23 protein-coding genes and 2 pseudogenes are annotated in these 23222 nt (G+C 62.9%); 6 read left to right on the top strand and 19 right to left on the bottom strand.

Features of this window, described 5'->3' with window-relative positions:
* Window positions 1-48: 48 nt before the first annotated feature.
* From IE126_RS18685 to IE126_RS18755, 15 genes are all read right to left on the bottom strand, one after another.
* Entirely contained in the window at window positions 49-1086 is a 1038-nt protein-coding gene (locus IE126_RS18685) for a DUF7146 domain-containing protein (protein ID WP_030540754.1), read from the bottom strand.
* A complete protein-coding gene (locus IE126_RS18690; RefSeq protein ID WP_030540755.1) occupies window positions 1086-5408 on the bottom strand; it encodes a strawberry notch family protein in 4323 nt (1440 codons plus the stop codon). Before IE126_RS18690 ends, IE126_RS18685 begins: the two co-directional genes overlap by 1 nt.
* A 150-nt stretch (window positions 5409-5558) precedes the next feature.
* Complete coding sequence (locus tag IE126_RS18695; RefSeq protein ID WP_103023845.1) at window positions 5559-6203, bottom strand: antitoxin of toxin-antitoxin stability system; 645 nt, start codon at window positions 6201-6203, stop codon at window positions 5559-5561.
* Window positions 6196-6612 carry a hypothetical protein gene (locus IE126_RS18700; protein WP_030540757.1) on the bottom strand — a complete coding sequence of 139 codons (417 nt, stop codon included), beginning with the start codon at window positions 6610-6612 and terminating at the stop codon, window positions 6196-6198. The genes IE126_RS18695 and IE126_RS18700 overlap by 8 nt, the downstream gene beginning before the upstream one ends.
* Before the next feature lie 64 nt (window positions 6613-6676).
* A complete protein-coding gene (locus IE126_RS18705; RefSeq protein WP_030540758.1) occupies window positions 6677-7096 on the bottom strand; it encodes a DUF6915 family protein in 420 nt (139 codons plus the stop codon).
* A gap of 11 nt (window positions 7097-7107) precedes the next feature.
* Entirely contained in the window at window positions 7108-7587 is a 480-nt protein-coding gene (locus IE126_RS18710) for a DUF6878 family protein (protein ID WP_030540759.1), read from the bottom strand.
* Between the two features lie 67 nt (window positions 7588-7654).
* Window positions 7655-8203 carry a hypothetical protein gene (locus tag IE126_RS18715; protein ID WP_030540760.1) on the bottom strand — a complete coding sequence of 183 codons (549 nt, stop codon included), beginning with the start codon at window positions 8201-8203 and terminating at the stop codon, window positions 7655-7657.
* Between the two features lie 201 nt (window positions 8204-8404).
* Window positions 8405-8569, bottom strand: a complete 165-nt coding sequence (locus IE126_RS18720) for a hypothetical protein (RefSeq protein ID WP_173830039.1) — start codon at window positions 8567-8569, stop codon at window positions 8405-8407.
* A 392-nt stretch (window positions 8570-8961) separates the two neighbouring features.
* Window positions 8962-9267, bottom strand: a complete 306-nt coding sequence (locus tag IE126_RS18725; protein WP_030540761.1) for a hypothetical protein — start codon at window positions 9265-9267, stop codon at window positions 8962-8964.
* 97 nt (window positions 9268-9364) lie between these two features.
* On the bottom strand, window positions 9365-11476 hold the full coding sequence (locus IE126_RS18730; RefSeq protein WP_189381844.1) for a ParB/RepB/Spo0J family partition protein: 2112 nt from the start codon (window positions 11474-11476) through the stop codon (window positions 9365-9367).
* A gap of 126 nt (window positions 11477-11602) precedes the next feature.
* On the bottom strand, window positions 11603-11998 hold the full coding sequence (locus IE126_RS18735; protein ID WP_030540763.1) for a DUF2958 domain-containing protein: 396 nt from the start codon (window positions 11996-11998) through the stop codon (window positions 11603-11605).
* Entirely contained in the window at window positions 11995-12957 is a 963-nt protein-coding gene (locus IE126_RS18740) for an ArdC family protein (protein WP_103023847.1), read from the bottom strand. The genes IE126_RS18735 and IE126_RS18740 overlap by 4 nt, the downstream gene beginning before the upstream one ends.
* Before the next feature lie 205 nt (window positions 12958-13162).
* A complete protein-coding gene (locus IE126_RS18745; RefSeq protein WP_308429995.1) occupies window positions 13163-13762 on the bottom strand; it encodes a PIN domain-containing protein in 600 nt (199 codons plus the stop codon).
* Complete coding sequence (locus IE126_RS18750; protein ID WP_030540684.1) at window positions 13728-14174, bottom strand: MerR family transcriptional regulator; 447 nt, start codon at window positions 14172-14174, stop codon at window positions 13728-13730. Before IE126_RS18750 ends, IE126_RS18745 begins: the two co-directional genes overlap by 35 nt.
* 67 nt (window positions 14175-14241) lie before the next feature.
* On the bottom strand, window positions 14242-15594 hold the full coding sequence (locus IE126_RS18755) for a tyrosine-type recombinase/integrase (protein ID WP_030540685.1): 1353 nt from the start codon (window positions 15592-15594) through the stop codon (window positions 14242-14244).
* 828 nt (window positions 15595-16422) lie between these two features.
* Between IE126_RS18755 and dcm the strand changes: the two genes are divergently transcribed.
* Genes dcm through IE126_RS18770 form a run of 3 tightly spaced genes read left to right on the top strand, consistent with a single transcriptional unit; the run spans window position 16423 to window position 19563 of the window.
* Window positions 16423-17727, top strand: coding sequence for a DNA (cytosine-5-)-methyltransferase (gene dcm, locus IE126_RS18760; RefSeq protein ID WP_229825659.1), 1305 nt, complete (start codon window positions 16423-16425; stop codon window positions 17725-17727).
* 31 nt (window positions 17728-17758) lie between these two features.
* Window positions 17759-18196, top strand: a complete 438-nt coding sequence (locus tag IE126_RS18765; RefSeq protein ID WP_277878234.1) for a very short patch repair endonuclease — start codon at window positions 17759-17761, stop codon at window positions 18194-18196.
* Window positions 18197-18198: 2 nt separating this feature from the next.
* Complete coding sequence (locus IE126_RS18770) at window positions 18199-19563, top strand: type II restriction endonuclease (protein WP_229825665.1); 1365 nt, start codon at window positions 18199-18201, stop codon at window positions 19561-19563.
* A gap of 298 nt (window positions 19564-19861) precedes the next feature.
* Here IE126_RS18770 and IE126_RS18775 read toward each other — a convergent pair whose 3' ends face one another.
* From IE126_RS18775 to bioB, 3 genes and pseudogenes are all read right to left on the bottom strand, one after another.
* On the bottom strand, window positions 19862-20479 hold the full coding sequence (locus tag IE126_RS18775; RefSeq protein WP_189381846.1) for a plasmid pRiA4b ORF-3 family protein: 618 nt from the start codon (window positions 20477-20479) through the stop codon (window positions 19862-19864).
* A 14-nt stretch (window positions 20480-20493) separates the two neighbouring features.
* Window positions 20494-20859, bottom strand: a complete 366-nt coding sequence (locus IE126_RS18780; RefSeq protein WP_229825660.1) for an H-NS histone family protein — start codon at window positions 20857-20859, stop codon at window positions 20494-20496.
* Window positions 20860-20996: 137 nt separating this feature from the next.
* Window positions 20997-21545, bottom strand: a pseudogene (bioB, locus tag IE126_RS18785) (biotin synthase BioB); the annotation flags it as partial.
* Between bioB and IE126_RS18790 the strand changes: the two are divergent.
* The 3 genes and pseudogenes from IE126_RS18790 to IE126_RS18800 all read left to right on the top strand — a co-directional run.
* Window positions 21452-21805: pseudogene (locus IE126_RS18790) on the top strand (strawberry notch C-terminal domain-containing protein); the annotation flags it as partial. The pseudogenes bioB and IE126_RS18790 overlap by 94 nt on opposite strands.
* A gap of 89 nt (window positions 21806-21894) precedes the next feature.
* Complete coding sequence (locus IE126_RS26555) at window positions 21895-22275, top strand: replication initiation protein (RefSeq protein ID WP_456071385.1); 381 nt, start codon at window positions 21895-21897, stop codon at window positions 22273-22275.
* Entirely contained in the window at window positions 22194-22388 is a 195-nt protein-coding gene (locus IE126_RS18800; RefSeq protein WP_229825661.1) for a hypothetical protein, read from the top strand. The genes IE126_RS26555 and IE126_RS18800 overlap by 82 nt, the downstream gene beginning before the upstream one ends.
* 24 nt (window positions 22389-22412) lie before the next feature.
* Here the strand turns inward: IE126_RS18800 and IE126_RS18805 are convergent, their stop codons facing one another.
* Window positions 22413-23108 (bottom strand): type 1 glutamine amidotransferase, encoded by a 696-nt coding sequence (locus tag IE126_RS18805; RefSeq protein WP_189381848.1) that lies wholly within the window; start codon window positions 23106-23108, stop codon window positions 22413-22415.
* Between the last annotated feature and the right edge of the window lie 114 nt (window positions 23109-23222).

Genomic DNA, 23222 nt, shown 5'->3' on the forward strand with positions numbered 1-23222 from the left:
AATGCGCATGAAAGGATCGGAACGCCCCGATCACGGCCCCCGTACCGGCTATGCTATCGAGGCCATGAAGCGGCTGACGTCCTCGGGAGCGATTTGCACCCGGATCTTTGCCCGAACGGCATCCAGCCCATGAGTTGCGAGATCTTCGTTGAAGTCCCCCATCATGGGCGAGAGCGTGATGGCCTCGATCCCGACCTCGTGCGCCCGGCCCACCAGGCTATCGCAGGCGCTGTCACCTGCCGGATCGTTATCGCGGACGATATAGAGCCTGCGCAGTTGTGGCGGGAACAGGATGGCAGCGAGGTGTCCGGCAGAGAGTGCGGAAACCATCGGCATGGTGGGCAGAGTCTGACGCAGCGACAGGATGGTTTCGATGCCTTCCCCCGCTGCCATGACATCCTGCGCATCACCGAAACGAACCGCATGCCCGAGCAGGTCGCCCATTGCCTTCCTCGGCGGATCGACAGGTGCCTTGCCGGAACCGTCCGGGGCCAACCATGTGCGGTGTGCGCCGGTAATCCTGCCATCGAGGCCGGTGACGGCGGCGATCATGGCGGGCCATGTCTCGGTCGGGCCATCGTCCTCAGGCCGCCAGTAGCAGTTGGGATGGAAGCGCAGATTTGCGGTTTGGCGTAAATCCGTAATGCCGCGTCCGCGTAAATACGCCTCTGCGGTACTGCCGATGAGCGGTTGCGTCATGCGCCAGAGGCGACGTGCCGCTTCGGACGATCCCGATGGTGCTGGCGTTCGAGACTGGCGGGATGACGGATCAGGGTCAGCATGCGGCAGGCTGAGGAAGCGCCGGGCCTCTTCGGCAACATCTGCGAAGTCGATCAGGCCGAGCGAGTCCCGGATCACGTCGAGCAGATCGCCATGTTCACCCGTGGCCGAGTCCTGCCATTTTCCGGCAATGCCTTTCACGCTGTCGTGCAACCGGACGAACATGGAGCGTCCAGCCGTGTTTCGGACATTGCCAACCTGCCAGTAATTGCCCTGTTTACGACCATTCGACAGATAGTGGCGGCACACCGCCTCGGCCTGTCGGCCGAGACGCTGGGCCAGTTCGGAAGCGTTGAGACGCGCCATTATGCGGCCTCCCGCTCACCGATGCGCTCAACCGGGAAGCGGTCAAGCAGTTTGCCGGTGATCTCCGGTCCCGTTGCATCGACGGGCACGAAGAAACGCAGCTTCCACGAGATGATCTCGCTGAAGAGGCCATAGGCCCGCAGCCGGTCGCGCATCGCGTCAGTAAAGCCGGTCAGTTCGATCCGGTTGGCGCCCATGACCCGGACGCGGCGCAGTTGCAGCCCCTCGGCGAGATCAAGGATCGTGCGACCTTCGATCAGCGCGGCATAGGCGGCATCCGGTGTCAGGCTGCTGGTGACGCCACTGGTCGAGGCATTGGCGGCCCATGCCGGCGAGACCCGGCGACCAATGATGCGTTCGCCCTCGTCGGTCTGGAGGCGATAGACGCGGGAGGATTCCTGCGGCAGGCGTTTCCAGATCGGCAGAAGCAGCCCTGTCACCATATGCAGGATGCTGTCGGTGAACTCCGGCACCTCGGCCAGTTCCGCAGTCCAGGCTGCGCTGAAGGCGACACGATCGGCCTCGATCCAGTGGGTTTCGCCCATCGCCCGCACCGGAATATTTATCGCCTCCATCGGCCGGATCAGCCGCACGCGCCGTTCGATCTCGCCATCATCCAGCATAACGCTGGTGGTCGGAATCTGCACGGCGGCACGTCCCGACCGCTCGTTGATGAGCAATCTTGCGCGGGGATCATCCAGTTCAGCCAGCGTGGCATCGAGCGTGACCGGCTGATTGCGTTTGCGCTCGGTGAGCGTCAGGAGCCGGGTTTCCGCCCCTGTGCCCGGATGGATGTGGATCACCTGCCGGTCGGTGACGATGAAGCTTTCCGCCTTCAGCGTTTCCAGCCCCATGTCATAGGTGCCGGATGCAATGGCCCCGTCGATCCGGGCCTGCAGAAGCTGCTCGAAGGCCGAGAACAGAATACCCTGCAATTCGATGGTCAGCGCCAGCAGACGGTTGAGGAAGGTGGTGATCGGCGGCAGGTCGTCCTTCACACCATTGCTGTCCATCAGCTTCAGGCCGGTGGCGGATTCAAACCGTTCGAGCGAGCATCCCTCGACCTTGCCGCGCACGATCAGCAGATAGAGCTGGCGAAGCGCGTCGCGGGCATAGCCGGATTCCAGATTGTCCTCGGGGCGGAACAGCCCTTGTCCGCCGGTCTGGCGCTGGCCGCGTGTGATCGCGCCCAGCGTGTCGAGGCGGCGGGCGATGGTCGAGAGGAAGCGCTTCTCGGCTTTGACATCCGTGGCAATCGGCCGGAACAGAGGCGGCTGCGCCTGATTGGTCCGGTTGGTGCGCCCCAGCCCCTGAATGGCGGCATCGGCCTTCCAGCCCGGTTCCAGCAGATAATGGACTCGCAGCCGCTGGTTTCGTGCCGAGAGTTCTGCGTGATAGCTGCGCCCGGTGCCACCGGCATCCGAGAAGACCAGAATGCGCTTGTGGTCATCCATGAAGGCCGAAGTCTCGGCAAGGTTGGCGGACGGCGCACGGTTCTCGACCGCAAGGCGTGCCGATGCTCCGTCGCTCTTGCGCACGATCCGGCGCGAGCGGCCCGTGACCTCGGCCACCACATCCGTGCCGAAACGCTGGACGATCTGGTCAAGCGCACCGGGTACAGGTGGAAGCGAACCCAGCTGCTCCAGCATCTCGTCGCGCCGCGCCACGGCTTCGCGGCATTCCACCGGCTGACCGTCGCGGAAGACGGGGCGTGACGACAGGTTGCCCTCGCCATCGCTGAAGGGTTCATAGAGCTGTACCGGGAAGGAATGCTGCAAATACGAGCCGACATACTCCCTCGGCGTGATATCGACGGAAATATCGTTCCATTCCTCGGTCGGGATCTCGGCCAGTCGCCGTTCCATCAGGGCTTCGCCGGTCGAGACAATCTGAATGACGGCGGCATGGCCTGCTTCAAGATCTGCCTCGATGGACCGGATCAGGGTCGGGGTTTTCATGGAGGTCAGCAGATGGCCGAAGAAGCGCTGCTTGGTGCTCTCGAAGGCGGAACGCGCGGCGGATTTGGCCTGCCGGTTTAGAGTGCCCTCGCTGCCGGTGATATTGGCCGCTTCCATCGCCGCGTCCAGGTTTCCATGGATCACGGCAAATGCGGCCGCGTAAGCATCGTAGATGCGGCGTTGCTCGCCGGTCAGCGGGTGCTCGACCAGTTCATATTCAACGCCATCATAGGAGAGCGACCGCGCGGTATAGAGACCAAGAGAGCGGAGATCGCGGGCCAGAACCTCCATCGCCGCTACGCCGCCGGCCTCGATCGCCTCGACGAATTCGGCGCGGGTCTGAAACGGGAAATCCTCGCCGCCCCAGAGGCCGAGCCGCTGCGCATAGGCGAGATTGTGGACGGTGGTGGCGCCCGTCGCCGACACATAGACCACGCGGGCATCCGGCAGAGCGTGCTGGAGCCGCAGGCCCGCGCGTCCTTGCTGCGAGGCGGCGACATCGCCGCGTTCTCCCTTACCGCCACCGGCATTCTGCATGGCATGGCTCTCGTCGAATATGATGACTCCATCGAAATCGGAGCCCAACCAATCGACGATCTGACGCACGCGCGAAACCTTTTCGCCCCGGTCATCGGAGCGCAGCGTGGCATAGGTGGTAAACAGGATGCCTTCCGTCAGCGTGATCGGCTTGCCCTGCGGGAAGCGCGACAGAGGTGTGACTAGCAGTCGCTCCATGCCGAGCGCCGACCAGTCGCGCTGAGCGTCCTCGATCAGCTTGTCGGATTTCGAAATCCAAACCGCCTTGCGCCGTCCGCGCAGCCAATTGTCGAGGATGATCCCGGCCGATTGGCGACCCTTGCCCGCGCCGGTCCCGTCGCCCAGCATGAAGCCTCGGCGAAAGCGGACAGCGCCGGCTGCATCCTCGAGTGCGGCGCTCACATTGTCGAAATGCTCATCCACCATCCAGGCGCCAGCGAGATGATCAGCATGGGCTTCTCCTGCATAGATCAGGGTCTCCAACTGCGCATCCGACAGGCGGGTACGGATGTCGGCGGGAAGCATGGGCCGGTAAGAAGGCTTGGGCGGCGCGATCGAGGCCATGGCGGCCGATTGCACCAGCTTGGTCGGATGTGGCTCGGCGAGGGGGATGCGCAGCGATTGCAGCGCATATTCCTCATAGATCGCGTCCGACAGCCGCGCGCCTTCCGGCGGCGCCCAGTCCACTGGCTCATAGGCGAGTTCCATGCCCTCGGGATCGTTGGCCGGAGCAGCAACGGGGCGGGAGGATGCGGCGCGGGCAAGATAACCGCGCACCGTCTTCGGAGCCTCGGCGGGCAATGCGATAGCGGCTTTCGGCAAGGAGACCGGCAGGCGTGGCGGAACCTGGCTCTCGATCCAGCCGATCAGCGTGGCGACGTCGGGCGCAATCCCAGGTGAGACCGGGAAGATGGCAGGGTCGTCGGCGGGCGCCTTGTCGATCACCGTCAACCGTGTGTCGATGCTGGTGCCGTGCTTGGCATAGACCGCCCCGCCGATGGCGGCGGTGAACACCACGCGGCCACGTGCCTGCAAGCGGATGAAGGCATCGCGCCAGGCCGGGGCCTCGGGATTGAAATTCGCGCCGGTAATCGTGACTAGCCGCCCGCCGGGGGCCAGCCGGGCGAGCGCGGAAGCGACATGCCGACATGCGGCATCCGCTACGCGTCCGGTGACGTTCGCCATGACCGAGAATGGCGGGTTCATCATCACGACGGACGGCACGGCATCCGGGGCCAGATGATCGTCGATCTGGGCGGCATCCAACCGGGTGACGGGAAAGGCCGGAAAGAGAGAAGAGAGAAGATCGGCGCGGATTTCGGCCAGTTCGTTGAGGATCAGCGAACCACCGAGGGTTTGTGCCAGGATGGCCACAAGACCAGTGCCCGTCGAGGGTTCGAGCACTATATCGTCCGGGGTGATCGATGCCGCGGTCAGCGCGGCGAGGCCGAGCGGCAAAGGCGTGCTGAATTGCTGGAAGCTCTGGCTTTCTTCGGAACGGCGGGTTTGCGTCGGCAGCAGGCCGGCGATCTTCGCCAGCGGATCGAGCCGGGAAAGCGGAGACGCGGCTTTACGGAAAAGCGCCTTTCCGTATTTTCGCAGGAACAGAACCGTGGCGACCTCGCAGGCTTCATACGCCAGTTTCCAGTCCCAGGCGCCGCTGGCGTCGGACGCACCGAAGGCGGTTTCCATCGCGCCGCGCAGGATCGCGACATCGACGCGCTGGCCGCGTTCGAGATAGGGAAGGATGAGATTGGCGGCGGCCAGGATGGAAGGCGCAGCCGCCAGCGGCGCGACCGGCTCGGCCGCGGGAGACGAAATGTTCATTACGGAAAACCTCAGGAGAGCGGGAACGGGAAAGCCCGGAGGGCGCTCTCTCTCGACCACCCGGACTCAACCCGTCCCGGCACCTCTCTGCCTCTTGAGATGATGACAGTGGAAAAGCGCCCCGCCGTGACGGCGGGGCGCTTATCAGGATCAGCCGAAGCGGCGTCCCGTGTCGGTGAAGGTGTAGTCATTGGCGATGATGGTCTCATCAACTGCTTCGTCTGAGGACAGATAGTCGTATTCGCGCTCAAGCTGGCGATAGAGCCAGCGGGCGAGGTCACGCAGCGCCTCAATGACGGTTTCCTCGGCGTCGTCCGTCATGTCCTGCCAGGCCGGGCTATCGCGCTCGACGGAGATCGCCATGCAATACTCATGATAGTAATGACCGCGATGGGTGGCTTCGGCGCGAAGCTGATAGAAGTTTCGGCGCTGGATCGTGTGAAAGGCATCGGCGATGCGGTGCAGTTCGGTGTCCTGCGGGGCATATTCCCTGATACGGCGCGGCGCGGCCTTTCGATAGGAATACCGCGTTTCAAAGCAAGCCCCGTCGCCCTGCGACCAGAATCCCCGAAACCAGATGCGGGGCTCCTGCCGTGTGCTGCCGCCCATGAGCCGGACGGGCCGTGTCTTGAGGTCCAGGCCCAAGATTTCCGCGATGCGCTGGAAATCTTCATAGACGGCATCGTACCATTCGTAGTCGAATCCGCCCTCGCGATACCAGGCGCGAGCCTTGTCCTTGGCCGCATCGGACAGCTCGTCGAGCCTGTAGACCGTGGTTTCGATGATCTCAGGCATGAGGGTCGCCTCCCTCCAGCACGATGGACAGCCAGCCATCGGTATAGATCCAGTCCACAGTCTCGCCGGTGGCGAGATCGAGGACATGGGCGCCGCCGCCGAACCCATCGACGCGGGGTTTGGAACAGGTGTTGGCGTATTGCATGCCCCATAATCCGGTCAGGCCGAACTCGGCCGCGCAGCGTTTGACGAACTGGATGACATGCTCGGGATCGCCCGTGCCGTCATCGCGCATCCAGAGATGCGAGCCCCCATGTTCGGGCTGGATCGAGAGCAGAAATCCGTCCGAAGGCGGATCTTCCGCGGCGTTATCATCCGAGAGCGCATTATAGAGGTCGAGCGCGCGGGCAGCGTTTTCGGGGGTGCCCACTTCAAGCAGGCAGGAGAAATGGGTGAAATAGTCGGCCATGTCAGGCTCCTGAAACGAAAGCGCCCGGCGCGAGGCCGGGCGGAATTGGGAGGAAAGGCGGCGGTCAGCGTGCCGATGGATCGGGAACCGGATGCGGCGAGCCGCCGGTGTTCGGTTCGGTCTCCGCGGTCGCGGCGAAGGGATCGACCAGCTTGTGTATCGGCTGGGCGCGGCCCATCCATGGCTGGGGACGGATCGCGCGCACCCAATCGGCGAAGCTAGGTATGAAGCCGAAATCCTCCAGCACATGCTGTTCGCCGATCAACCGCACGGGCACGACGCGGCCGGTCGAGATGGTGATGGTGGCGCCGAACGTCCGCTCCAGTTCGAATATGCCCTGGGCATGATGGCGGAGCGCCCTATGCCGGAAATCCGCGATGATCTCCTTGGACTCGTCGAACCATTGGTGCAGCGGCAGATAGTCTTCCGCCGCGCCACCCCATTTGCGCGCCGAGGACAGCGCGTGATGATAACAATGTCCCATCATCGCCTCCCTCAGAAACTGTGCATGTAGTTTTCGGAGGCGGTGTAACGCTCGTTGTAGTCGAGCGTGATCTCCCGCTTTGCGACGTCGAATATGACCTCACCATAGGCGCCGTCATTATTCTCCCAGCCGCCATGCGTTCGTTCGAGGACGTCATAGGCGAGATTCTCGACAGCCGTGGCGATGGTGACGGTCGAGCGCTCCGGCTCCGACTGGCCCCAGACGGTTTTGGCGAATGCGATCATGGCCCCCGGCATGGCGATGTTATCGTCGCCGGCCTTGACCTCGACGTCCTCGATCTGGCCGGAATCGCCATATCCGTCGAAGGTGACGATGATGGTGGTAACGCCGGTGAAGACCAGCGCATCGAACAATGTCGCCTTGTTGATGGCGAACAGATCGGCCTCGAGCCGGGATTGAAGGGCGGCCTGCGCTTCCCAGTCGGAGAACGGCGGGCGCGGTTCGGATGCGGTTTTGCTGTTGTCGGCCATATCAGGCTCCTGAAATGAAAAACCCGGCGGATGGCCGGGCGAAGTGGATGGGAAGGTTGGCGTGAGGTCAGGCCGCCTGAGGCAGGCGGAGCAGCTCGGTGGTGGTCTCGCGCCAGAACGGATCGACCAGCCGGGCTTCCAGCGTGGCGGCGCGGTAGCGATACTCGCGAGCCTCGTCGGGATCGGGCGACCGGAAGGCCATGCCGCGCAACCGGCTGGCCTCGGAGACGATCCGGCGCGCCTCGGGGTCCGAGGCAACGGGCTGCTGCCAGAGAATGACACCGGCACGGATTTCACCGGCGAGGACCAGGCGATGCTCGCAATCCTCGATGACCATGATCCGTGGGCGGAAGTGTGGGAAGCTGTCGGGGCCGGTGCAGATATTGCTCTGGGACAGGCGCAGGCAGGCAAAGCGCATGGCCTCTTCGGGTGATTGGCATTCCCCAAGCGGAATGGTGCGGTCGAACCGGTCGGCCTTGTCATTACCGTCATCGCTGGCGATGCCGAGGCACGAGATGCGCAGCGGCAGCCTCCGGGCGCGAAAGAGCGCGGGCATCACCTCGGTTGCGAGAATCTGGCCGATGGGCCGGAAAGTATCGGATCGGAAATGGGTCATCGGGATCACTCCATGACGGGCGCCGGCGAGCCTCTCTCTCCGGCAACCAACCCGTCACGGCCGAACGGCCCGCACTCTTCCTCTCTGGCCGGGGCGCGTCCCCGGTTGCGCTGCCGGCGATAGGCGGTCATCGCAGGACCGGACGCCCGGTCGCGGGATAAGCCGCGATCCGGGCGGAGGGAATGAGGCGCGTGTCGCGCCTCAGGCCCATGGGTCCAGTTCCAGCTTCACCATGTCGTTGTCGCCGTCGAATTCGGCGGCGGGGCAAGCACCGTGGGTTCCGTCCCCGGCCTGGAACACGACGATCTCGACCATCAGCGTGTCGGCGAGGCTGGCGGCGAAGGCGGTGGCATCTGCGTAGGACATCGGGATCGGCTCCTGTCTCTGGAGGCGGGGGACCATCCCCCGCGCGACAGGCGCCCGAAGTGTCTGACTGGATCTGCAATCACTCTCGTGCGTTCGGGCATGTGTCCCGAATCCGCGAGAGCGGCACGCGCGCGTAGGCCGACCCCTTGCGGGTTGACTGCAAAGAGACGGATCAGACCAAGGTTTGCGAATGGAAGCGGGGGTGGTGTTTTGCCTCTGACAGGATGCCGAAGACCCGTCGCAGATGTTTCTCCGCGCCAGCCTTGCCCTCATGCGGCATCAGGATCGTGTTCCAGGCCGGGGATGGAACCCGTTGCCCAGACCGGATCATCGGAATCATGATGAAGCTGGTATCGGGACCATTGAGGCCGGTACCGGGTCCGTGACGACCTTCAATCCCAAAGTCCGTCAGCGATCTCGCGCGCGATCATGGCTTGCGCCTTCATCATCACGTCATCGCCGCAAGTGTCGATGTGATCGTAGAACCGGGCATCATTGCCCTGCGCGGTCCAATCCGCGTAGCGGCAATATTGGCGCATATCGAGACGAAAGGCGCGCATGTCGTCGGCCCAATGGGGCTTTGGCTCCACTACGACGGTAATGCCATCGCGGGTTTCCTCCCACGGCAGCGAGCGTTCCGAAGGAGGGGTGGCGCTGTCCTCGCGAAAGATCTGGTCAATGTCGATATTTGCGGGCATCGGATATCTCCAAAGAAAAAGCCCGGTCACGAGGACCGGGCGAAGTGTGGAAACGGAACGGAGGAGACGGAGCAGCGGAAGCCGCCCCGCCTGAGGATCATTCGGCAGCGACCATCGACTGCGCGTCCTCCTCCTCGGTGGCTTCTTCATCCTCGCCATCGTCGACAAGGAACTCGGGCAGATCGTCCGCGTCCGTATCGACCTTGGCATCACGGTCCACCATGCGCAGCGGCTCCGGCAGCCAGCCGGTTTCGGCCAGCAGGCGCTCGGCTTCTTTCGCCATGTCGCCTTTCTTCAGATGATCGATGAGCTGCGCCGCCCAGTCGCCGGCGCCCTCGCGCACCGCCTCGATGATCCGCGGTTTGGTCACGCGGCCGAGATAGTTCCCGACCGTGGGCCGCCAGCCCACCGCCACCATGTCGAGTCCGGTCGCCCGAGCGAGCCGGTCTGCCTGCGACAGGCGCACGTCGAGACCATGCTGGCTGACGCCCATGCCGCTATAGGGGTTGGGTTTCTCGTGCAGGGCGTTGACGCCGAAGCTAACGCAATGGGCGAGCAACTCCATCCGGGTGTCGTCGTCCTGATCGGCCAGCCAGTCCCAGAGCGCGGCATCGTTGGCCGGGATGTGATCGCCCCAGCGTTCATGCCGATCCTGGATGGACTTTGCCGAGGCGCTTTCGCCCAGATCCTCTGCCTGCGCCGGGAAGTGAACCTCCCGGACCTGGGCCTCGAGGCAGCCCCTGGCGGAATGAGGCAGGAAGCAATCCGTGACCAACCGGTGCAGCAACGCCGTCATCGCCACATGCGGGTTGGTCGCCACGGCATCCCGAAGCGCCAAGGTGCGATGCGCAGTCAACTCGCTGACGAGGCGATCGGGCAGCGGCCGGATGGTCTCGACCTCTTCGTCCTCCTCGGTTTCCGGCGCTGCACCGCCCACGGTGATGACGGCGCGCTGGACACTGCCGGGCTCGCCGCCTTCAACAGATGCATCTTGGGCGCCATCGCCCTCCTGGCCTTCCACCACCTCGTCTTCGGAGCGGACATAACCGCGCTCGACGGCGAGCTGACCGTCGTGACGGATGCTGACGAAAACACCGGCACGGGCCATCTGGTCGGCGGCATAGATCATCGGCCGGGATTCGAGGGCATCCAGCGCTTCCTCGATCTCGCCGAGCCGCGCATCCACCTCGTCGGGCAATTCGTCGGCCTCGGCATATTCCGCCTCCAGCGCGTCGAACTCGTCGCGGAGCTTCTCGCGTTCGGCACGCTCCTCGTCAGTCAAGTCGATGGTGGCGCCGGCCAGACGGCGCATCCCGCTGGTGTGGCCATAGGGGAAGTCCACCGCGATCTCGATCCATTTCCAGCCTTCCTCAGCGATGGTTTCCGCGTCGGCCTTCAGCTTTTCCCCGACAAGCCTGTCGAGCAGCACCGGGTCCTGGAGCCAGCCGCCATCGTCCTGCTGGAAGAGATCGCGCAGCACGCAGCCGCCGGCGTCCTCGTATGCGCCAACCCCGACGAAGAGCGCCCGCTTGTCGGAAGCGCGCACGGTGGTTTCGGTGAGAAGGCGGCGGATATAATAAGGTTCCTTCTGCCAGCCGTCCCGGATCGCTTCCCAAACCTTTTCCTGGCGGGCGTGATCCTCGGAAACGCTGAAGGCCATGAGCTGTTCGAGCGTCATGCCGTCCTCGGCATAGACATCGAGCAGCGAAGGCGAGACCGAAACGAGGCGAAGGCGCTGCTTTACCACCTTGGCGTCGACGAAGAACGCGGCGGCGATTTCCTCCTCGCTCATGCCCTTCTCACGCAGGGTCTGGAAGGCGCGGAACTGATCCAGCGGATGCAGCGGCGCGCGCTCGATGTTCTCGGCCAGCGACACCTCGTCGATCAGGATGTCGTCACTGGCCTCCGAGACGATGCAAGGCACCGGCGCGGTCTTGTTGAGGCGCTTCTGCTTGACCAGATGCTCCAGTGCCCGGTAGCGCCGTCCGCCGGCGGGCACCTCGAAGAGGCCGGTCTCCTTGCCCTCCGCATCCAGCTCTGGCCGGACATGCAGGGACTGGATCAGGCCCCGGCGGGCGATGGACGCGGCCAGTTCCTCGACCGAGACGCCAGCCTTCACGCGCCGGACATTGGACTGGCTGAGCACCAGCTTGTTGAAGGGGATGTCGCGCGAGGACGACAGGGTGATTTTCTGAACGGCAGTGGCCATGTCAGTGACTCCATGACGGACGCCGGGGAGCCTCTCTCTCCGGCAACCAGCCCGTCACGAAGCGAAGCGCCGCCCTCTTCCTCTGAAGAGAGCGACGCCGAACCCGCAGAGCCTGGAACCCGGAATTCAGGGAAACCGGCTTTCCGTATCGGAGGATTTCCGGCTCAAGGATTGAGCCGCGCGGTAAAGCACGCGCTCGGCATCACGGATGCTGCCGGTCTCACGCGCCGCCTCGGCCCAGACCGAGATCGGGAAATCTCCGATGAAAAGCAGATCCCGTTCGATGCCCATGCCAAACGGCAACTGGAGGGATCGCAGTTCCTCGAAGCGCCATGAGCCCAGTTCGGGACAGCCGATATCGGCCAGTCCGAACATGGTGTCGCCATCCTCGTCCAATTCGGTCGCAAGCCAGACACCCGCGCCGAAGGGGTTGAAGAATTTGACGACCGGGATGTGATCGGCGTCCGGTTGGCGGCCATTGGCGAGAAGCTGCGCGCGCTGTTCATCTGTCAGGAGGATCATGCCGCGGCCCTCCGCTCGGTGGCCGCCATATCGGCTTCTGCGGCGTCGCCCTCCGGCAGATGCGAGAGAATCCAGTCGGCCGCCTTGCTCGCCTGCGAGGCGGCGCGCACGATGGCGCGGGAATCCTCGCGCATCACCTCCAGCCACGAACCAACATAGTCGGCATGGCGCACCGTCGGCACGATCCCGAGCGAGGCGCAGCAAAAAGCGCTCGAAATCTCGGCTATCATCTCCTCGAAGGCGTATTTCTTCGTACCGAAGCTACCCGAGAAATCCCGCCCGAGCCGGGTCTCATGCCCTGTGGCGTGACCTATCTCGTGGAGGGCGGTCCGGTGCCAATTGATCGGCTCGAAATAGGCTTGCGGCGGCGGCACCTGCACATAGTCCTGAGCGGGGGCATAATAGGCGCGGTTCCCGCCGATCCGGAAATCGATGCCGGTCGCCGCGATCAGCGCCTCGACCTGCGGCTCGATCATGCCGGGCGGTGGAGGTGGGGCCTCGACGGCGATGTTGTCGGGCAGGCCTTCGCATTGCGCGGCGTTGAATACGGTGAACCGCTTGAGGAACGGAATGCTGCCGGCTTCCTCCCCGGTCTCACGGGCGCGGCGCTTTTCGTCCTCCGGCGTGAAACGATCGGCATAGACGACGGTGGTGCCGTGCTCGCCCTTCCTGACATTGCCGCCAAGCGACAGCGCCTGGCGGAAAGTGAGCCAATGCTGGGTGGGATAGCCATGCTGGATCACGGCCCCCCAGAGGATCAGGACATTGATGCCGGAATATTGCCGGGCGGTCGCCGCGTTCCTCGGCATGGCGAGCGGCGCTTTCGCCGCCGCCGTGCCCCAAGGTTGGACCCAGGGAAAGCGCCCTTCCTCCAGGTCGGCGATGATCTTGTCGGTGATGTCGTCGTAAAGATTCGTGCGCGTGCCGCCCTTGCGAGCCGCGCGTTGCTCTCTGGCCATCGGGATGATCTCCGCGACGGGCGCCGGAAGCCTCTCCTCCGGCCCTCAACCCGTCACGGAAAACCCGTCCGCACTCTCACTCTGAAGGGGGCGTTGCGGGGTCTCCCCGCAGAAGGGGGTGCGCCGGCGACCGAGGCGCCGGCCAGGGGGAAGACTTTCCCCCGCAATCCGTAAATCAGGGCTTCGGCAGGCATGGACGTCCGGTTCAGAGATCGTCGATATGCTTCTCGATCTGCGCTGCCAGCCTGGTGAGTTTCTGACCTCGCAGGATGTCGAGGAAGTCGGACGCGGACACACGCGACCGCCTGAGATTGCGCCGAGCATTCGCCAGCGACCCGGTGGTCTGCTCCGGAAGCTGTTCATGGAGATCGGCCAGGAAGGCGTCTGGTGTCTGACGCACCAGATTGTGTTTTCTCAACGCGCCAACCGGGAAATCGCGCAGGTTCCAAGTGATGATCGTCGATGCGCCTGCCGCGATGGCGGCTGCGGCGACATGACGGTCATCGGGGTCGGGGAGACTGATGGCAGGGATATGCTGTTCGTATCCGGCAATACGCGCCTCGGGCAATGCAAGGTCCATGAGACGCTTCGTGCCCATCAGGCGATCGGGCGGAAGGCCCGGCGTATTGGCGATGAGGTTCTGCATCCATTCGTCATGGATCGCATCGGTCCAGCGCGCGTGGAACAGGCGGTCGACTGCCGCCTGCACGATGACGTTCCTCAGATGAAACGGATACAGGACACAGGCATCGCAGACCGCGACAACGGGATTAAATGCCATAGCGGAGGTTGAGATCCTCGGCATCGGCCGCCAGGCCTTCCATCGCCTTGCGCTGGCCGTCGATCTGCGCCTTCAGCGCCAGAACGTCCTTGAGCGATGCGCGGCGATGCTTTCCCACATAGCGGAACGGCAGATCGCCGATGTCCATGCGATGGACGACGAGCGGCCGCGAGATGCCGAGGATTTCGGAGGCATCGGCGGGGCTTAGTTCCTGATCCTCGGCCAGCACGGCGACGCGCTCGCCGCTGCGCAGATGGTCCAGCAGGGCCTCGACCACATCGGCCGCGGCAGGCGGCAGTACGACGGTCTGCTCCTCTCCGTCCCGGCGGCGGACACGCAACTCGAAGCGGTCGCCCGCCCCGAGACTGGGAAGGGCGAGCACCTTCTTGCGGTCCCGGTCCGAAAGACCGGCGAATTTGACAACCTGGCTGGCCATGGCGGTTTCTCCTTCCTGACCAATATAGGCGCTCTGAACGCTAACTGCAATAACTGAAAATCTGGTATCAGGCTGCAAGGCGCTCATCCTCCTCGGTTTCTGGCTCACCGATCGCCTGAAGCAGGAAGCGCGACAGTGCAGCCTTGCGGGAATCGCGATCCAGCGCATAGGCGGTCTGCTTGAATTCGATCCCGTCGAGCAATCCCTGAATGTAGCCGGAGATCGTGTCGGCGGCCATGATCAGGGCCGTGTCGAGCGAATGGATATACTTGCTCGTGACCGACCCCTTGGCGTGCCCGACCAGCGCGGCGATCGTGACCTCGGTGAAACCGAGATCGTTGGCGATGCTGGCGAAGCTGTGCCGCAAGACATGCGGCGTCACGTCGGCCAGCGGGCTGTCCCTGAACATCTGTCTCCAGTGGTTGGGAAAGCCGCCGAAGGCGTTGTCCTCGCCTTGGCCGGGGAACACATAGGTGCCCGTCGCCGTCTTGCGACGTTCTTCCAGATATTCGATCACCGGCAGGCCAACGGGCCGAATGGAGGCGCCTTCCTTGCTTTCCTTGAGGCGTATGCAACTCGCGTCGATATCCGCCTCGGCCCATTTGAGGCCGATCATCTCGCTGCGGCGACAGCCGGTGAGCGCGATCTGCCGGATGATCTCGACCGTCATCTCATATTTCGGATTCTCGGCTGCCGCCCGCAACATCTCGCCGAGGATGCGGTATTCGGCTTCGGTGAGACGACGATCGCGCACATTGTCCTTGGGCTTGCGGATACCATGCGCGGGATTGGAGGTGATGATTCCGGCCTCCATGGCGTATGTGAGAATGCCACCGAGGAGCCCGACGGTCCGCGTAGCCGTGCCGGCGCCGCCGCGCACGATGGCTTTGCCGCGCAGCTTCTTGGTTTTGACCGATACCGCCGTCTTGCCGGCCATGACGTCCTTCAACACCTTGGCGACATCGGCCTTGACCAGATCTTTGACCTTGCGGTTGCCGATCAGCGGAATGATGTGCCGGCGAATTCGGCCCACATCGCTGACGATGGTGCCTGCCTTTTTTGGGCGTCCGCCTTTGCCGAGGATGAGACCAGCGTCGAGATCCTTGAGATACATCGCGCACAACTCCTTGACGGTGAGCGCCTGATGATCGAGCTGGCGTTCTTCGGAAGGGTTGTCACCTTGGGCCACCCGGCCGAGCTGTATCTTCGCTTCCTGCCGGGCGGTTTCTGCCGTCCAGATGCCATGGAGGCCGATAGTGTAACGACGGGTTCGACCTGCGGCGCGATATTGGATAAGGTAGCTGCGTTTTCCGGACGCGAAGACACGAAGGCCGAAGCCGGGCAGCTCGTCGTCCCAGATGAAATAGTCCTTTTCACGGACGGCAGCGGCGTCCACCACACGTTTTGTCAGCTTTGACATTAGCCATTCCTCCCGCTGAGGAAGGGTTGCTTCCGCGGAAGCACCACGGAAGCACCCGGATGGAATTCGGAGCGAAGTTCTGGATATGGATTTCGGCGGGAAAAGCAGAATTGTCCATATGTTTCAAATCGTTGTCGTATCATAGCGTGCCCTGGCGTGTATTTAGGATAGCCAGGACAAAATGCTCCGAAGGCAAAGGTCGCACGTTCGAATCGTGCTGGGTGCGCCATTATCCTATAAATTCCAAGACGTTATGCTGGTCGGTTTTTCAGGGCTGGCGCTTGTAAGCCAGCTTTGGGTCAGGCATGCCATTCAGCCACACCAGCGCATATTGGCTGCAAGGCTCAGTTGCCTCGTTCGGAAGACCTGCGAACTCTGCGAGCAATGCCAGACGAAACGGAAGAGGGGTCCTGTTCGCAAATCGGATCGAGGGCAGGAGCAAGAGCTTACTGCGCTCGTCGCTGAAACTCTCCGAGGTTCTCCCTGAAAACCGGACAGTGACGGAAGCCGCGATCTGATCTCTGCTGGTCGCCAGGAGGGATGAGGGAGAACATATCAAAACGCCGGAAGCATGAAGCGGTCTCAGCCACTATCATCTGTTGATATCCTGAGAATCGTGCGATCCTTAGCGTGTCCTTCATGCAGATTTTCTGGCTGCCGCAGCAGATTTCACGCCGCCTTCCGTCACACCCTTAACGTGGCGAGGAACGGTCGGACGGCAGTCAATAGGCCCAGCGGCCGGACGTAGAGCCAAGGGTCCGCCGCATGTCAGCCGGACAGCGTCCTGAGCGAAAAAGCTAGCTTACCGGATAGGCGAAAAAAGCCATCATGTTTCGTCGTTCGTTCTTGATTAAGGTGACTTATATAGACATTGTGTCAGAAAAATTCCCAGAGGTGCATCGGCACATGCAGGCTGACTTTTCCACACTTCTGGCACAAGCCGGATACTCTGTGCCCGAGGCCGCGCGCGTGCTTGGCTATTCAGAAGGCCACATCTATCGCTGGAAACGCGGTGAGGAGATCCCCCGCGACAGCGTGATCCGTCTTCTGAACATGGAGATCGAGCGGCGGCGCGATGCAGGCGATGCGGAAAAGACCTTTACGTTCATCGACCTGTTCGCGGGGATAGGCGGCCTGCGGCGGGCAATGGAGAGCGCGGGTGGGCGCTGCATCTTCACCTCTGAATGGGACAAATACGCCCAGCAGACCTATATGGCGAACTTTCCTGACAACCGGCTTCCGGTGGGCGACATCCGGGAGGTAGACGCCGAAGACATCCCCGCGCATGACGTGTTGGTTGCGGGCTTTCCCTGCCAGCCCTTCTCGATCGCCGGGGTGTCCAAGAAGAACGCACTCGGCCGCGCGCATGGCTTTGACGATGAGACCCAGGGAACGCTGTTCTTCGATGTGCTGCGCATCCTCATGCACCACCGTCCTGCGGCCTTCATGCTGGAGAACGTCAAGAATCTGAAAAGCCACGATAAGGGCCGCACCTTCGAGGTGATCCGCCGCAAGCTGACCGAGGAACTCGGTTACACACTGGAGACCCGGATCATTGATGCCGGGCATTTCGTGCCGCAACATCGCGAACGGATTGTGATGGTCGGCTTCCGTGAAGCGACCGGGTTCAGCTTCGATGACGTGCATCTTCCGACTTACGGGACCAGGCGGATGCGCCATGTTCTGCACCCTGAAAATGGCACGGAGCAGCCCGAGGGGCATTTCACCGTTGGGCCGGATGCTGTGGTCAGCGATAAATACACCCTGACCGACAAACTTTGGGCCTATCTGCAAGGCTATGCTGCAAAGCATAAGGCCAAGGGGAATGGGTTCGGCTTTGGCATGGTCGATGGTGACAGTATCTCGCGCACGTTGTCGGCCCGCTATTACAAAGACGGTTCCGAGATTCTGATCAGTCGGGGCGAAGGCAATAATCCGCGACGCCTCACGCCTCGTGAATGTGCGCGGCTGATGGGCTACCCCGATGACTTCCGGATTCCGGTGTCTGACACTCAGGCCTACAAGCAATTCGGCAACTCGGTGGCCGTGCCTGTATTTGCCGAGGTGGCAAAAGTTATGGCACCACATATCCTCGCACTGACGAGAGCTGAACCGCTTAAGAAAGTTGGCTGACGTTCACGACAGCAGGACCCGCAGCCGAAACATGGCGGCAATCAAGGGGGCTGATACCAAACCGGAAATGCTGATCCGGCGCGGGCTTCATGCGCTTGGTTACCGCTACCGTCTCTACGACCGGAAACTGCCGGGTAGACCAGACATCGTGCTGCCAAAGCATGATGCGGTGATCTTTGTGAACGGCTGCTTCTGGCATGGGCACGCTTGCCCACTTTTTCGATGGCCTGCAACACGGCAGGATTTCTGGCGCGCCAAGATCACCGGCAACATCGAGCGGGACGCCCGGAATATCGACATGCTGATCGTTGCCGGCTGGCGTGTTGCGACGGTCTGGGAATGTGCGCTGAAGGGGCGCGGCAGGTTGCCGTCGGAGGCGGTGATTGACTCCCTTGCCCTATGGATATGTTCTGGCGACCAACGGCTGGATATCGAAGGTCAGCATACAGAAACAGGCGGCCAGATTTGAGCGTGCAGGGTATTTTCGATTTTGACGAGGACGGCGGCGGTCAGGCCGGGCTTCTGACGGACCTGCTCAGCCGGGCTGAGCGGGTATTGCTCAAGAAGCTCTCGAACAATGACCGTGACTGGGCGCGTTATGCCAATAAGCACCAGGCCGGGGTTTATATTCCGGCGGAACAGCGCGAGGGCGGGTTTTTTCCACCGCTGGAGGCCAAACCGCGCAAAGACCCGGATGCGGCCCCGATCCGGGAGGCCTGGTTCGATACGCTCTGGCCACAGGCTTCAGGCGATGAGCGCAATAAACATACCCGGATCGTACACTACACGAGTAAGGGCCCTGAGACGCATATGACACGCCTGCCGAAAGAGTGCTTTGAGCATCTCTCGCCGGCTTCTTTCCTGATGATGGGGCGGTATCGGCAGGGCGTGGATACTGTCTACGAATGCCTGACCATTGATTCCGCCAGCGAGGAAGCGGATCTGCTTCTCCTGCAGCTCGACATCACACCGGATTTCCTGATTGGTGAGTTTGAACCCGCTGAGGTCAGGGCAAAGGAACAGGACCGGGTTCTTGATTTCGCGGAAGAACTGATCGTGGCCTGGAAGGCTGGTACGATCGTCGAGTTCGGCCTTGTCCGTGCTGCCATGCCGAAAACCGAAGAACTGGCCGGGCTGGCGCGCGACCGTTACCTCGAGATCTACGGACTGAACAGCCTCGATCCCTTCGCCATCGAACGCCCGGGTGATGCGCTCCGCGAGATCAGCCGCAGTATCGAATGGGATATGTTCCGAGACTTTCAGCGCCGCGAGCGGGCCGTCGAGCTGGTACGCATCGTCCTTGGCGACGCACCGCGCGACATGACCATCGCAGAGATCATCCGGCAGCTGATCAATGAACTGCCCCGGATCGACGCGCTGATGCTGTCGGCCAGCCAGCAGAGGAAATCCAGGGCGGGCTATTCCTACGAACACCATATTGAAGCGATGCTGAGCGGGGGAAAAATCCCGTTCGAAAAACAGGTCGTAATCGAGGCGAAGAAGCGCCCCGACTTCATTCTTCCCTCACTGGCCTTCATCAGCAGCGGCGAAGTCATCGCCGCAACCGGTCTGATCCTGAGTGCGAAGACCACCCTGCGCGAACGCTGGAAGCAGGTTGAGCGGGAGAAAGGCGAGCGCAGGCTCTACCTGACCACGGTCGATGAAAACATTGCGGGCAATGCCATTCAGGATATGGCAGGCATCGGCGTGCAACTGGTGATCCCCGAAAGCCTGATGGACGCCAAAGAGACCGAATACGCCGGACACGCGAACGTGCTGACCTTCCGGCGGTTCTGCGATGAAGTCATTCTGCCGAACCTGAAAGTATGGGTTTAGCAACGAGATCGGTTTTCTGGGATAGGGTCTGCAAGGGGCAGCCCATTGCGCAGCGGAGAAATCGCTGCGCAGCGTCGTATGTATGCCTCAGTCGCGAGCGGCTTGATCTGTGATGCCGTGTCTGCTTTCAGGGTGGTAGCTGCTGAATGTGGGTACGGCGTAGCCTTGGTTAGTTGAGCACTGTTACATCTCCACCTGATGGCAAGGTATGCCCGGAGGCGCCGCCACACTGATGATGCCGGCAGGAGGAGGGTCATCCAGGCCCGCGGCAGCGCCTTGAGGGCCGAACCCTCTGCGCTTACCGACCAGAAGACTTTGGCTTGGGCTGATGCAGGCGTCGGCTGGTGTTCTTGCGGAAGGTGTTGCGGAGATCCTTGTTGATCAGCTCGATGTCGAACCAGTCCGGATTGAAATGCCCGCCGGCCCAGCGAAGGTTGGAGCTGTGGTCCTCGTGGTTCGGATCGCGGATGGTCTCGAGGAAATCGGCATAGGACCGGGGGCCGCCGACATCTTCGGGTGGCCGGGCTCGGGCCCCTTCGGTGCATTCTGCATGGCGCGGCAGGGGATCGAGGGATAGCCACTCCTCGATCCGGATCACATGGGTCCAGTCATCGCCAAAGTCGTAGAGGTAAGTGAAGGTCAGATCCTGGCCGGAGAAATCCGCCAGCCTGCCCCCGGTGTAGTCGAAGGTCTGCGGCCCGCCGAAGCCATCCTCAAGCTGATCGGGGTCGCCATAGCGCAGCCCGCCGATCCGGAACTCATGCAGATGGCTGTCGGTCCAGCTGAACGCGGCCTGCAGCACCAGATGCAGCCTGTCGAGCGTCCAGTCCGACGGCACGACAAGTCGCCGCCAGATCGGCGGGTCAATCTCCGCCAGAGAGACATGCAGGCGGACGGCATTCGCGGGCTGGTACAAGGCAGGTCCCCCGGTCAGATCGCAAAATCGTCCAGCGATTTTCCCGAAGCCAGCGCCTCGGCGATCCATGCCGGTTTGCGCCCACGGCCGGACCAGGTGATTTCGGCGTTTTCCGGATGGCGGTACTTGGGCGCAGACGCCGCGCGTTTCCGGGTGGGAGCGGCTTCCGCAAGCTCGTCTAAACTGAAACCGAGTTCGCGGGCCAAGTCGTCAACCTTGGCGCGGGCCTCGGCCTTGCGACGGTCCTCGAAACTGGCGATGGCCTTCGCAACATTCTTTTGCAACTGCTTCAGCTCGGGAAGCGACAAGGCGTTAAGATCGATATCCGTCGTTTGGTCCTCATTTGTTGCCCGGTGGATTTGAGCCCGAGCCTTGGGCAAGAAAGGCGTCTGGCGCTGGAAAGCAGGCACCGCGATTGCGTGTCAGATAAGCGCAGATATCCTGGGGATTACAACACGTCGGGGATTGGGGCTCGCGAGTGTTGGCTTTTGCCTTTTTCACGCTTGGCTCGGCTGAATGCGAGGATCGTTTCTTCGGCCTCGCCCATGCCCAAGATGCCGCCGCAGCAGACCTTGACACCACCCTTGCGGACCTCTTCAACCGTGTCGAGGCGGTCCGCCATCGTCCGGGTGGTGGCGATCTGCGCGTAATACTCGGGCGAGGTGTCGATGTTGTGGTTGTAGAAATCTAGGCCCGCCGCCTTTAGCCGCGCGACTTGTTCGGGCGAGAGCATCCCCAGCGTCATGCAGGTTTCCAGCCCCAGCTCGGACACGCCCCGCACCATGTCGCAGAGCTTGTCCATGTCGCGGTCCTTGGGGCTGCGCCAGGCGGCCCCCATGCAGAACCTTTGCGCGCCGGAGGCCTTGGCACGCTGCGCGGCGGCCAGAACCTCCTCGGTTTCCATCAGCTTGGTGGCCTTCACCCCGGTCTCGTGATGGGCGGATTGCGAGCAATAGCCGCAATCCTCGGGGCACCCGCGGCCAGCGCCAGACCGGCGGTCAGGGACTGTTCCGGCCCGAGGACAACTTGGAATCCGCCTATGCCCGCGATGCGTTGCGCCAGCTCTACCTGTTGATCGTGCGCGGCAAGGTCGAGGGCTGCTCGCTTGAACGGTTTGAGGCCGCCACCGGCCTGAAGCTGATGGACGCGAATGGCATCAAGGACGACCTGCCGCCGATCACCACCTTCCTCAATCGCCTGTTGGCTCTAACCATTGAGTTGCAGGGCATCCTGTTCTCGGCCTTCGAGCAGCTTCTGCAGGCCCGGATCGACGGAGCGATTGCATCCGGCACCTATGACATGGGGCTGGAGGCGCTTCGGGCGCAGATCCGGGTGCAGATCGCCCTCGAGGACGTCAGCCGCTTCATGGCGCTTGCGTCATAGCCAGAGAGGGCCGTGATCGGAGATACCAGGCCGTGCTCGACAATGCGCTCATCCTCACCATCGACCGGGCGTACTTCGACCTGACCGGCGGGCTAGACCGTTGGCTCTATGGCCTCGTGCGCAAGCACGGTGGCCGACAACGGGATGACTGGCGTTTCGACTTCCATCATCTTCACCAGAAGTCCGGGGCACTGTCGCCCTTCAAGCGGTTTGCCTTCGAGCTTCGCGACATCATCCGGCGGCAGCCGCTGCCGGGCCGAGCGCTGGACGCAGCTCGATCGTCAGTTGCTGCGGGATGCGGGGCGTTCGCGCATCCTCGACATGGCGCCGGATGCGGATCGGCACCATCGCCGATTTCCGCAATGGCGCGGACCGGATTGATCTGGGGGATGGTCTGCGGTTCCGCGATGTGAACGAGACCTCGATCCCCGGCGGGGTCCGGCTGACTTTCGACGGGGCGCCGGGGCTGTCGCTCACCGTCATGGGGATCACGACCGCGCAGCTTGGGGCCGAGGATTTCCTCTGACAGGCAACCGTTGCCGGGCGCGGTTCAGATCCGCGCCACGAAGGCCCGGGCCAGCATCAGGCCATTGCGGTCAGCCTCAACCCCGACCCGCGCGGCCTCTTGCGGGTGCCGGTCCAGCCAGCCGGGAGACATGCCTTCCATCACCGCCGGAAATCCGCGCGCCCAGTCAGCCACCACGCCGCGATGCGCCTCGAAATGGAACTGCGTGGCATAGGTGGCCCGGCCCAGACGAAAGGCCTGCTGCGTGGCACCGGCCGAGCGCGCCAGATGAAGCGCCCCTTCGGGCAGGGTGAAGGTGTCGGAATGCCACTGGAAACTGATGAAGCGTTCGGGCAGGCAGCCCAGAACCGGATCGGCGGCTCCCTCCGGGGTCAGTTCGACGCTGCACCAGCCAAATTCCGGTGCCGTTCCGATCCGGTTCTCCGCCCCGAAACCGCGCGCAAGAAGCTGGCTGCCAAGGCAGATGCCCAGAACGGCGCGATCCGCCCCGGAAAAAGCCCGCATCCGGCGGGCGAGTTCGGGCAGGTAGGGGTGGCTGTCATCGGCCCGCGCGTGCTGTTCGCCGCCGAAGACGACCAGCGCATCGTAATCGGCGGGATCAGGCAACTGGCCATCGGCCCAGGGCTTGTAGAGCCCGATCCGCGCCGCGGCCTCGTGCAGGGCGACGCCGACCTGACCGTGATGGGTGACCTTCGTATTCTCGACAATGGCGACGCGCATCCTGCCCTCCGTTCCGCCGCGCCATCCTGCACGTCCGGGCGGGACACTCAAGCCCCGCTGGAAAGGGGGCTTTCCGCCCCCTCTTGCCTTCGGCAATTCACCCCCGAGGATATT

The sequence above is a fragment of the Gemmobacter nanjingensis genome, from assembly GCF_014652195.1.
GTDB lineage: Bacteria > Pseudomonadota > Alphaproteobacteria > Rhodobacterales > Rhodobacteraceae > Gemmobacter > Gemmobacter caeni.